General features: G+C 74.4%; 10 protein-coding genes. 9 read left to right on the top strand and 1 reads right to left on the bottom strand.

Annotated elements, in window-relative coordinates; genetic code table 11:
• A partial coding sequence (locus L7D48_RS20065; protein ID WP_237881002.1) for a sigma-70 family RNA polymerase sigma factor occupies positions 1–1,317 on the top strand: 1,317 nt, incomplete at its 5' end.
• A gap of 19 nt (positions 1,318–1,336) precedes the next feature.
• On the opposite strand, the gene L7D48_RS20060 is transcribed toward L7D48_RS20065, so the two are convergent.
• Positions 1,337–2,242, bottom strand: a complete 906-nt coding sequence (locus tag L7D48_RS20060) for a hypothetical protein (RefSeq protein ID WP_237881000.1) — start codon at positions 2,240–2,242, stop codon at positions 1,337–1,339.
• A gap of 66 nt (positions 2,243–2,308) precedes the next feature.
• On the opposite strand from L7D48_RS20060, the gene L7D48_RS20055 reads away from it, so the two are divergent.
• The 8 genes from L7D48_RS20055 (at position 2,309) to proC (ending at position 9,975) form a co-directional block, all read left to right on the top strand.
• Positions 2,309–3,250, top strand: a complete 942-nt coding sequence (locus L7D48_RS20055; RefSeq protein WP_237880998.1) for a Ppx/GppA phosphatase family protein — start codon at positions 2,309–2,311, stop codon at positions 3,248–3,250.
• Between the two features lie 75 nt (positions 3,251–3,325).
• A complete protein-coding gene (locus L7D48_RS20050) occupies positions 3,326–4,150 on the top strand; it encodes a sugar phosphate isomerase/epimerase (protein ID WP_237880996.1) in 825 nt (274 codons plus the stop codon).
• On the top strand, positions 4,147–4,881 hold the full coding sequence (locus tag L7D48_RS20045) for a TetR family transcriptional regulator (RefSeq protein ID WP_237880994.1): 735 nt from the start codon (positions 4,147–4,149) through the stop codon (positions 4,879–4,881). Before L7D48_RS20050 ends, L7D48_RS20045 begins: the two co-directional genes overlap by 4 nt.
• Before the next feature lie 131 nt (positions 4,882–5,012).
• Positions 5,013–6,851 carry a dihydroxy-acid dehydratase gene (gene ilvD / locus L7D48_RS20040; protein ID WP_237880992.1) on the top strand — a complete coding sequence of 613 codons (1,839 nt, stop codon included), beginning with the start codon at positions 5,013–5,015 and terminating at the stop codon, positions 6,849–6,851.
• Positions 6,852–6,897: 46 nt separating this feature from the next.
• Entirely contained in the window at positions 6,898–7,404 is a 507-nt protein-coding gene (locus L7D48_RS20035; protein WP_237880990.1) for a hypothetical protein, read from the top strand.
• A 153-nt stretch (positions 7,405–7,557) separates the two neighbouring features.
• A complete protein-coding gene (locus L7D48_RS20030; protein WP_237880988.1) occupies positions 7,558–8,334 on the top strand; it encodes an ABC transporter ATP-binding protein in 777 nt (258 codons plus the stop codon).
• On the top strand, positions 8,331–9,068 hold the full coding sequence (locus L7D48_RS20025) for an ABC transporter permease (protein WP_237880986.1): 738 nt from the start codon (positions 8,331–8,333) through the stop codon (positions 9,066–9,068). Before L7D48_RS20030 ends, L7D48_RS20025 begins: the two co-directional genes overlap by 4 nt.
• A gap of 94 nt (positions 9,069–9,162) precedes the next feature.
• The gene (gene proC, locus L7D48_RS20020) at positions 9,163–9,975 is read left to right on the top strand and encodes a pyrroline-5-carboxylate reductase (protein WP_237880984.1); all 813 of its coding nucleotides are present in this window, start codon (positions 9,163–9,165) and stop codon (positions 9,973–9,975) included.
• Positions 9,976–10,158: the final 183 nt, after the last annotated feature.

Raw genomic sequence — 10,158 nt, 5'->3', positions numbered from 1 at the left:
CCCCCGGAGCTCCCCGGCCCCCTGGCCACCGCGCGCCGCCGCGAGCTGGCCGCGCTCGCCTGGCCGGAGGCCGCCGGCACCGGCCCCGAGCAGCGCGAGGCCCTGGAGCTGGCCGTACGCCATCACCTGCCGGTCCACGAGGTCGCAGCCGTCCTCGGCACGGACCACGACGGCACCGAGCTGCTGCTGTCCAGCGCCGCCTGCGAGGTGGAGCGCACCCGCACCGCGCTCGCCGTCGTCGACCGGGGCGGCTGTCCGGCCGTCGCCCGGCTCGCCGGGGACCGGGAGGTGCTGCTGGGCAGCGCCCTGCGCCGGGAGCTGGTGCGGCACGTGGACGAGTGCCCCGAGTGCCGCCGTACCGCCGAACGGGTGCTGGCGGGCGGCCCGTGGCCGGGCACCGCCCCCGCGGACGTCGGCGCGCTCACCGTGCTGCCCGCCCCGCGGGCGGACGTGCACGCCGCGATGCTCGCCGCGCAGCGCGCGCGGGTCCAGCACACCCCGCGCTTCGACCGGCGAGGTTTCCCCGTCACCGTCCGGGACCGCGCCGAGCGCTTCGACCGGCTGCGCAGCCGCGCGGTGACCACCACGGTCGTCGCCACCGTCGTGGCCGCCCCGCTGCTGGCGCTGTGGGCCGCGTACCGCGGCGCGCCGCTGGCGGACGGCGGCCCGGGCGGCGCGCCCGTCTCGGCCTCCGAGCGGCAGGACCCGGGCAGTGCGTACGGCGGCCCCCGGGGCGACGGGAGCCGGGCGGGGGGCGCCGGCTCCTCCCGCGACGGATCCGGCGTCCGCGTCGACGTGGCCGGCGCGGACGGCGGGGAAGGGCGGGGCGCCCCGTCCTCCGGCACGGAAGGCCCGGACGGGGCGGACGAGGAGGGCCCGCCGCGCGGGGACACCGGCACGGGGCCGGGCCGGCTGACGGTCGAGGCCCAGCCGTCCGGGGACGCCACCCTCGTCACCCTCGTCGCCTCCGGCGGCTCCCCGGTCGACTGGACGGCCTCGGTGGACGCCTCCTGGCTGCGGCTGGACCGTACGCACGGGACGCTGCGGCCCGGCGAGTCGGCAGCCTTCACCGTCACCGTGGACCGGTCGCGGGAGCCGGCGGGCGCGTGGACCGCGCGGATCTCGGTCGCCCCGGCGAAGGCGGTGATCACCCTCCAGGGGCACGGCGCCGAGGCGCCCGCCCGGCCGCGCCCCTCCGAGCCCCCGGAGCCGGAGCCCGGGCCGTCCGAGCCGCCCGCGCCCGAACCGACCCCCGAGCCGCCGTCGGACACACCGCCGGCGGAGTCCTCGCCGCCCCCGGGGGGCCGGCCGGACTAGCGGCCGCGTCGGCCGGGGTTCACCCCGGCATCGTGTGCCCCGGCTCCGCGCGCCCCGGCTCGGTGCGGCCCGCGGGCGGTCCCGCCGCACCCGCGGCGGGACCGCCCGCGGGCCCGTCCGCCGGGTGCGGCGCCACCAGCGGCAGCTCCGAGGCCAGCCGCTCCTCGCACAGCTCGGCCAGCCGCGCGTACCCGGCCGGCCCCATCAGCTCCGTCAGCTCCGGCCGGTACGAGACGTACACCGGCTCGCCGGCCCCGTGCGCCGACGGCGCGCCGGTGCACCACCAGTGCAGGTCGTGCCCGCCCGGTCCCCAGCCGCGGCGGTCGTACTCGCCGATCGACACGTACAGCCGCTGCTCGCCGTCCGGCAGCTCCACCCACTCGAACGTCCGCCGGACCGGCAGCTGCCAGCACACGTCCGGCTTGGTCTCCAGCGGCTCGCGCCCCTCCTTCAGGGCCATCGTGTGCAGCGCGCAGCCGATGCCGCCGGAGAAACCGGGGCGGTTGAGGAAGATGCACGCGCCCTGGTGCAGCCGGGTCTGGCGCTCGCCGTCCTCGTTCACCTCGACCCAGCCGCGCCCGGAGGAGCCCTCCGCGTGGAACTGCCAGCTCTCGGGCGTGAGCCGCGCCACGTGCGCCGCCACGCGCTTCTCGTCGTCCTCGTCCGAGAAGTGCGCGCCCAGCGTGCAGCAGCCGTCGCTCGCGCGCCCCGCGCTGATGCCCTGGCACCCCTGGCCGAAGATGCAGCCCCAGCGGGAGGTCAGCCAGGTCAGGTCGCACCGGAACACCTGCTCGTCGTCCGCCGGGTCCGGGAACTCCACCCACACCCGGGCGTGGTCCAGCTCCACCTCGTCGCCCGCGGCCCGCCGCCGCTCCCCGCCCGTGTTCGCCTCTTTGCCCGGCTTCGCCGTTTTCGTCTTCGCCACGCACACAGGGTATGCACCACGGGCCGGGCTCCGGGCCACCGTCCCGCCGCAGTAGCGTGGCTCCCCATGAGACTCGGTGTCCTCGACGTGGGTTCCAACACCGTTCACCTGCTGGTGGTGGACGCACACCGGGGCGCCCGCCCCCTGCCCGCCTACTCCCACAAGGCGGAACTGCGCCTGGCCGAACTCCTCGACGAGGACGGCTCCATAAGCCCGGCGGGCGTCGAGAAGCTCACCGCGACCGTCCGGGAGGCGATGGTCGTCGCCGAGGACAAGGGCGTGGAGGACCTGCTGCCGTTCGCCACCTCCGCCGTACGGGACGCCGCCAACGCCGACCACGTGCTGGAGCGGGTCGCCGCCGGGACGGGCGTGGAGCTGAAGGTGCTCTCCGGCGAGGACGAGGCCCGGCTGACCTTCCTCGCCGCCCGCCGCTGGTTCGGCTGGTCGGCCGGACGGCTGCTGGTCCTGGACATCGGCGGCGGCTCGCTGGAGATCGCGTACGGCATCGACGAGCAGCCCGACGCCGCCGCCTCGCTGCCGCTGGGCGCCGGCCGCCTCACGGGCTCCTGGCTGCCCGGCGACCCGCCCGACCCGGCCGACGTCCGTGCGCTGCGCCGCCATGTGCGGCACGAGATCGCCCGGGTCGTCGGGGACTTCAGCCGGCTGAGCGCCCCCGACCACGTGGTGGCCACCTCCAAGACCTTCAAGCAGCTCGCCCGGCTGGCGGGCGCCCCCCGCTCCGCCGAGGGCCCCTACGCGCAGCGCGAACTGGTGCGCGCGTCGCTGGAGGAGTGGGTGCCCAAGCTGGCCGCCATGCCGGCCGCCGAACGCGCAGCCCTCCCCGGTGTCTCCGAGGGCCGGGCCAGGCAGCTGCTGGCGGGGGCGCTGGTGGCGGAGGGGGCCATGGACCTGTTCGGCGTGGAGCGGCTGGAGATCTGCCCCTGGGCGCTGCGCGAGGGCGTCATCCTGCGCCGGCTGGACACCCTGTCCGGCAACGGGACCCCGTGACCTTCCCCACACCCCGGCCCGCGGGCCCCGCGACGACCCCCGTAACGCACTCCCGGTCGCCGTAGGCTGTTGTGCGTGGTCGATCCAGAGCTGTCCCTCCCGGCACCGAAGGTCGCCCTCTCCACGGCCTCCGTCTACCCGGAGACCACGGCGACGGCCTTCGAGATCGCCGCACGCCTCGGTTACGACGGGGTGGAGGTGATGGTGTGGACCGATCCGGTCAGCCAGGACGTCGAGGCGCTGCGCAGGCTCTCCGACTTCCACGGCGTCCCGGTCCTCGCCGTCCACGCCCCCTGCCTGCTGATCACCCAGCGCGTGTGGTCCAAGGACCCCTGGACCAAGCTCCAGCGCTCCCGCGAGGCCGCCGAGAAGCTGGGCGCGAGCACGGTCGTGGTGCACCCGCCGTTCCGCTGGCAGCGCTCCTACGCCCGGGAGTTCATCCGTGGCGTGTGGCGGATGGCGGACGAGACCGACGTCCGCTTCGCCGTCGAGAACATGTACCCCTGGCGCTACCGCGACCGCGAGATGCTCGCCTACGCCCCCGCCTGGGACCCGACCGAGGACGACTACCGCCACTTCACCCTCGACCTCTCCCACACCGCCACCGCCCGCAACGACACACTGGCGATGGTGGACCGCATGGGCGACCGCCTGGCGCACATCCACATCGCCGACGGCACCGGCTCCGCCAAGGACGAGCACCTCGTCCCCGGGCGCGGCGACCAGCCGTGCGCGGAGGTCCTGGAGCACCTGGCGGTGAGCGGCTTCGACGGGCACGTGGTGGTCGAGGTCAACACCCGCCGGGCGATGTCGTCGGCCGAGCGCGAGGCCGACCTCGCCGAGGCCCTGGCCTTCACCCGCCGCCACCTGGCCTCCGTGCCCCGGAAGGCCGGCCCGTGAGCGGGCGGGACGCCGGCGCCCGGCCCGCGAAGGACGCCGCGCAGCCCGCACAGCCCGCGAAGGACGCCGAGGGCGCCCCGCGCCCCGCCCGCCGCCGCGGCCGCCCGGCCTCGGCCGACCGCGCCGCGGCCGGGGAGGCGGCACGCGACCGCATCCTGGCCTCGGCCCGCGCGGAGTTCGCCGGACGCGGCTACGACAGGGCGTCCATCCGCTCCATCGCCCGCGGCGCCGGGGTGGACCCGGCCCTGGTCCACCACTACTTCGGGACCAAGGAGCAGGTCTTCGAGGCCGCCGCCGAGGTCTCCTTCGCCCCCGCCGCCGAGGGCCTGGGCCACCTGGCCCCGCACGGCCCCGACGGCCTCGGCGAGGAACTCGTCCGCTTCTTCCTGGGCGTCTGGGAGAACCCGGCCAGCCGCGCGCCCCTGCTGGCCGTCGTCCGCTCGGCGCTCAGCAACGAGACCGCCGCCCGGATCCTGCGCGGCATGGTGACGCGGCAGCTGATGGCCCGGGTGGCGCGCCGTCTGGACGCCCCGGACCGGGAGCTGAGGGTGGAGCTGGCCGCCGCGCAATTGGTGGGCACGGCGATCATGCGGTACGTCCTGGAGGTCGAACCGCTGGCCTCCGCGGAGCCCGGGGAGCTGGTCGCCCGCCTCGCCCCGGCCGTCCAGCACCATCTGACCGGCCCCGCCGCACCTGCCGGACCCGCCGGCGAACACTCGCGCGGAGGGTGAATCCAGCGCCCCTCATGTCTTACGATCCGGACTTTTCGTCCAGATCTTGAGCGGGAGGCGTACGCTCGTCAGCCATGGCCCGAAGACCGCGCCCGACGGTCTTCCCACGGTTCACGAAGGAGTGGAGCACCATGCCCCAGCTGAGGTCCCGCACCGTCACCCACGGCCGCAACATGGCGGGCGCCCGCGCCCTCCTGCGGGCCGCCGGCGTAGCGCGCGAGGACTTCGGCAAGCCGATCATCGCGGTGGCCAACAGCTTCACCGAGTTCGTGCCCGGGCACACCCACCTCCAGCCGGTCGGCCGGATCGTCAGCGAGGCGATCAAGGAGGCGGGCGGCGTCCCGCGCGAGTTCAACACCATCGCCGTGGACGACGGCATCGCCATGGGACACGGCGGCATGCTCTACTCCCTGCCCTCCCGCGACCTGATCGCGGACTCCGTGGAGTACATGGTCGAGGCCCACTGCGCCGACGCCCTGATCTGCATCTCCAACTGCGACAAGATCACCCCGGGCATGCTGATGGCCGCGATGCGCCTGAACATCCCCACGGTCTTCGTCTCCGGTGGGCCGATGGAGTCCGGCCGCACCACCCTCGTCGACGGCACGGTCCGCAAGCTCGACCTGATCAGCGCCATCGCCGACTCCGCCAACGACGCCGTCTCCGACGAGGACATGGCGCTCATCGAGGAGAACGCCTGCCCCACCTGCGGCTCCTGCTCGGGCATGTTCACCGCCAACTCGATGAACTGCCTCACCGAGGCCATCGGCCTCTCCCTGCCCGGCAACGGCTCGGTGCTGGCCACCCACACCGCCCGCCGGGCGCTGTACGAGAACGCCGGCCGCACGGTCGTGGAGATCACCAGGCGCCACTACGAGCAGGACGACACCACCGTCCTGCCGCGCGCCATCGGCTCCCGCGCCGCCTTCGAGAACGCCATGGCCCTGGACATCGCCATGGGCGGCTCCACCAACACGATCCTGCACCTGCTCGCCGCCGCCCAGGAGGCCGGGCTGGACTTCGGGCTGACCGACATCGACGCCATCTCGCGCCGCGTGCCGTGCCTGTCCAAGGTCGCGCCCAACGGCTCGTACTACATGGAGGACGTCCACCGGGCCGGCGGCATCCCCGCCATCCTGGGCGAGCTGTACCGCGCGGGCCTGCTCAACGAGGACGTCCGCACCGTCCACTCCGACTCCCTGGCCGAATGGCTCAAGACCTGGGACATCCGCGGAGGCTCCCCGTCGCCGGAGGCCGTCGAACTGTTCCACGCCGCCCCCGGCTGCGTCCGCTCCGCCAGCGCCTTCTCGCAGTCCGAGCGCTGGGAGTCCCTGGACACCGACGCGGCCGGCGGCTGCGTGCGCGACGTGGAGCACGCCTACTCCAAGGACGGCGGACTGGCCGTCCTGCACGGCAACCTCGCCGCCGACGGCTGCGTGGTGAAGACCGCCGGCGTCGACGAGTCCATCCTGACCTTCACCGGCCCGGCCGTGGTCTGCGAGTCGCAGGAGGAGGCCGTCGAGAAGATCCTCGGCAAGAAGGTCAAGGAGGGCGACGTCGTCGTCATCCGCTACGAGGGCCCCAGGGGCGGCCCCGGCATGCAGGAGATGCTCTACCCGACCTCCTTCCTCAAGGGCCGGGGCCTGGGCGCCAAGTGCGCGCTGATCACCGACGGCCGCTTCTCCGGCGGCACCTCGGGACTGTCCATCGGCCACGCCTCCCCGGAGGCGGCCGCGGGCGGCACCATCGCCCTGGTCGAGGACGGCGACCTGATCAGCATCGACATCCCCGCCCGCACCATCGAGCTGAAGGTCGACGAGGCCACCCTCGCCACCCGCCGCGAGGCGCTCGGCGGCCGGTACGCGCCGGCGGCGCGCGACCGCAAGGTCTCCGCCGCGCTGCGCGCCTACGCGGCCATGGCCACCAGCGCCGACAAGGGCGCGGTGCGGGACGTCACCAAGCTCGGCTGACCCCGCCCCCGGCAGCTCCCGGGCGGCCGCCCGCATAATCGACACCATGAGCGAGAAGCGGGAGCGCCCCGAGCCCGAGCCGATCCGGTTCTACGGCACCACCTGGGTGGACCACTCCGGTGGCTACCTCCTGCGCCGGATCGCACTCGGACTCGGGGCGCTGCTGCTGGCCGCCGCCGGAGCCTGGGTACTGCGGCTGGCGTACGAGGGAAGCACCTTCGCGGACGGCGGCGTGATCGGCGTCCTGCTCGTGGTGGCCCTGGCCGTGTCCAGCTCCATGGCCTTCAGCCGCACCCTCACCGACTACACCCGCGAGCCCGGCGAGGCCCGCTCCGACGACGCGGCGATGCGCCCGGTCAAGATGATCGGCTTCCTCGGAGTCCTGCTCGCCTACGCCGCGCGCAGCCTGGTCGAGGCCCCCGGCGAGAAGCTGCGGCGCGCCGAGTACGACCGGGCCGTCGCGCGGTACGAGCGCCGCGGTGCCGCCCGTGCCGCCCGCCGCGGCAACCCGGCCGCCCGCCGCGGCTCCGGGAGGTCCGGCCGCAGGCGCTGAGGAGGCCGGGGAAGCGGGCCGAGGCGCCCGCCCCGCGACGACACCACCGCGACACCGCCCGCAACGCCCCCCGTCCGTCCCGGACGGGGGGCGCCGGCATGTCCGGGCCCGTCCCGCTTGACGCCCGGCACCGCGCGGAGCAATATTCAACGCATGATGAATTCTGCTGCGGGGCCGGCCGTCAGAGCCGACGGCCTCACCGTCGTCCGCGGTGGCCGCACCGTCGTCGACGGCCTCTCCTTCGACGTCCCGCGCTCCACCGTCACCGGCCTGCTGGGCCCCAGCGGCTGCGGCAAGACCACCCTGATGCGCGCCATCGCCGGCACCCAGGCGAAGGTCACCGGCACCCTCGACGTGCTCGGCCGGCCGGCCGGAGCCGCACCGCTGCGCTCCCGCGTCGGATACGTCACCCAGGCCGCCTCCGTCTACACCGACCTGACCACCCGCCAGAACCTGGAGTACTTCGCCTCCGTCCTCGGCCTGCCCCGCGCCGCCCGCCGCGCACAGGTCGAACGCGCCCTCGCCGACGTCGACCTCACCACCCACGCCGACGCCCTCGCCGGCAACCTCTCCGGCGGACAGCTCTCCCGGGTCTCCCTGGCCGTCGCCCTGCTCGGCTCCCCCGAACTGCTGGTCCTCGACGAACCCACCGTCGGCCTCGACCCCGTCCTCCGCCGCGACCTGTGGGGCCTCTTCCACCGCCTCGCGGCCGAACGCGGCACCACCCTGCTCGTCTCGTCCCACGTCATGGACGAGGCCGACCGCTGCGACCGCCTGCTGCTGATGCGCGCCGGCCGCCTCCTGGCCGACGGCACCCCCGACGCCCTGCGGACCCGCACCCGCACCCGGACCGTCGAAGACGCCTTCCTCCACCTGGTCGACACCGCCCGGGAAGAGGACGGGAAGACCGAGGAAGAGGAGACCCGGTGAGCGCGATCCGGACCCTGGCCACCGCCCGCCGCGTACTGCGCCAGCTCGCGCACGACCCCCGCACGATCGCGCTGCTGCTGCTCGTCCCCGTGCTCCTGACGGTCCTGCTGTACTACGTCTACGCCGACGACCGCGAACTCTTCGACCGCATCGGAGCCTCGCTGCTCGGCATCTTCCCGATGATCACGATGTTCCTGGTCACCTCCATCGCCACCCTGCGCGAACGCACCTCGGGCACCCTGGAGCGCCTGCTGTCCATGCCACTGGGCAAGGCCGACCTGATCCTGGGCTACGCACTGGCCTTCGGCCTGCTGGCCGTCGCCCAGTCGGCCCTGGCCACCGGGGTGACCATCTGGTTCCTGGACCTGGACTTCGCGGGCTCACCCTGGCTGCTGCTGCTCATCGCCCTGCTCGACGCACTGCTCGGCACCGCGCTGGGCCTGTTCGTCTCCGCATTCGCCGCCACCGAGTTCCAGGCCGTCCAGTTCATGCCCGCGCTGATCCTCCCGCAGCTCCTGCTCTGCGGCCTGCTCACGCCGCGCGACACCATGCAGCCCGTCCTGGAGGCCGTCTCGAACGTCCTGCCCCTGTCCTACGCGGTGGACGGCATGAACGAGGTCCTGCGCAGCCCCGACGTCACCGGCGACCTCGTCCGCGACATCGCGATCGTCGCCGGAAGCGCCCTGCTCGTCCTCCTCCTCGGAGCGGCCACCCTCCGCCGCCGCACCCCATGACCGCCAGATGGACGAACCGGCGGCACCGTCGCCGTGAGTGCGAGGATTGCAGCGCAGCACGCACGTACCGGACCCGGACAAGGTGAGCCGTCCCATGACCCAGAAGATCGCCGTACTCGGAACCGGCAAGATCGGCGAAGCCCTGCTGTCGGGCATGATCCGCGCCGGCTGGTCCCCGTCCGACCTCCTGGTCACCGCCCGCCGGCCGGAGCGCGCCGAGGAACTGCGCTCCCGCCACGGCGTCACCGCCGTCACGAACGCGGAGGCGGCCAAGACCGCCGACACGCTGATCCTGGCGGTCAAACCGCAGGACATGGCGGCCCTCCTCGGCGAACTGGCCCCCCACGTCCCCGCCGACCGCCTGGTCGTCAGCGCGGCCGCCGGAATTCCGACGGCCTTCATCGAGGAACGTCTCGTCCAGGGCGTTCCGGTCGTCCGCGTCATGCCCAACACCCCGGTACTGGTGGACGAGGGCATGTCCGTCATCTCGGCCGGCACCCACGCCGCCGAGGCCCACCTCGTCCGCACCGAGGAGATCTTCCAGCCGGTCGGCAAGACCCTGCGCGTCCCGGAGTCCCAGCAGGACGCCGCCACGGCGCTCTCCGGCTCGGGCCCGGCGTACTTCTACTACCTGGTGGAGGCCATGACCGACGCGGGCATCCTGCTCGGCCTCCCACGGGACAAGGCGCACGACCTGATCGTCCAGGCGGCCGTGGGCGCCTCGGTGATGCTCCGCGACAGCGGTGAGCACCCGGTCAAGCTCCGCGAGGCGGTCACCTCCCCGGCGGGCACCACGATCAGCGCCATCCGCGAGCTGGAGCGCCACGGCGTACGGGCCGCGCTCATCGCGGCCCTGGAAGCGGCCCGCGACCGCAGCCGCGAACTGGCCTCCGGCGGCAACGGCTAGGGCTGTTTGATGGACCGCTCACGGTCGTGTACTGTTCTCCGAGCTGCCAGGGAGTCGACCCGACACCGGGCAGCTCTTCTGTCGCCTTCGGCGGCGACCACTCACTCGATGTGAATCCCTTCCCGGGGTGAATTGCGGCGTGCCGCAATTCCGGTCCGGGTGGCTCGATTAGGAGCCGGACGG

This window comes from Streptomyces sp. ICN903, assembly GCF_022015835.1.
Lineage (GTDB): Bacteria > Actinomycetota > Actinomycetes > Streptomycetales > Streptomycetaceae > Streptomyces > Streptomyces fenghuangensis.
Note: the sequence above shows the minus strand (reverse complement) of the source record. Positions and strands in the feature narration are given on the sequence as shown.

What these genes read in the sequence shown, in the direction of transcription:
- proC (WP_237880984.1), top strand. Translation starts at nt 9,163, where the DNA reads ATGACCCAGAAGATCGCCGTACTCGGAACCGGCAAGATCGGCGAAGCC.
- L7D48_RS20030 (WP_237880988.1), top strand. Translation starts at nt 7,558, where the DNA reads ATGATGAATTCTGCTGCGGGGCCGGCCGTCAGAGCCGACGGCCTCACC.
- L7D48_RS20055 (WP_237880998.1), top strand. Translation starts at nt 2,309, where the DNA reads ATGAGACTCGGTGTCCTCGACGTGGGTTCCAACACCGTTCACCTGCTG.
- L7D48_RS20035 (WP_237880990.1), top strand. Translation starts at nt 6,898, where the DNA reads ATGAGCGAGAAGCGGGAGCGCCCCGAGCCCGAGCCGATCCGGTTCTAC.
- ilvD (WP_237880992.1), top strand. Translation starts at nt 5,013, where the DNA reads ATGCCCCAGCTGAGGTCCCGCACCGTCACCCACGGCCGCAACATGGCG.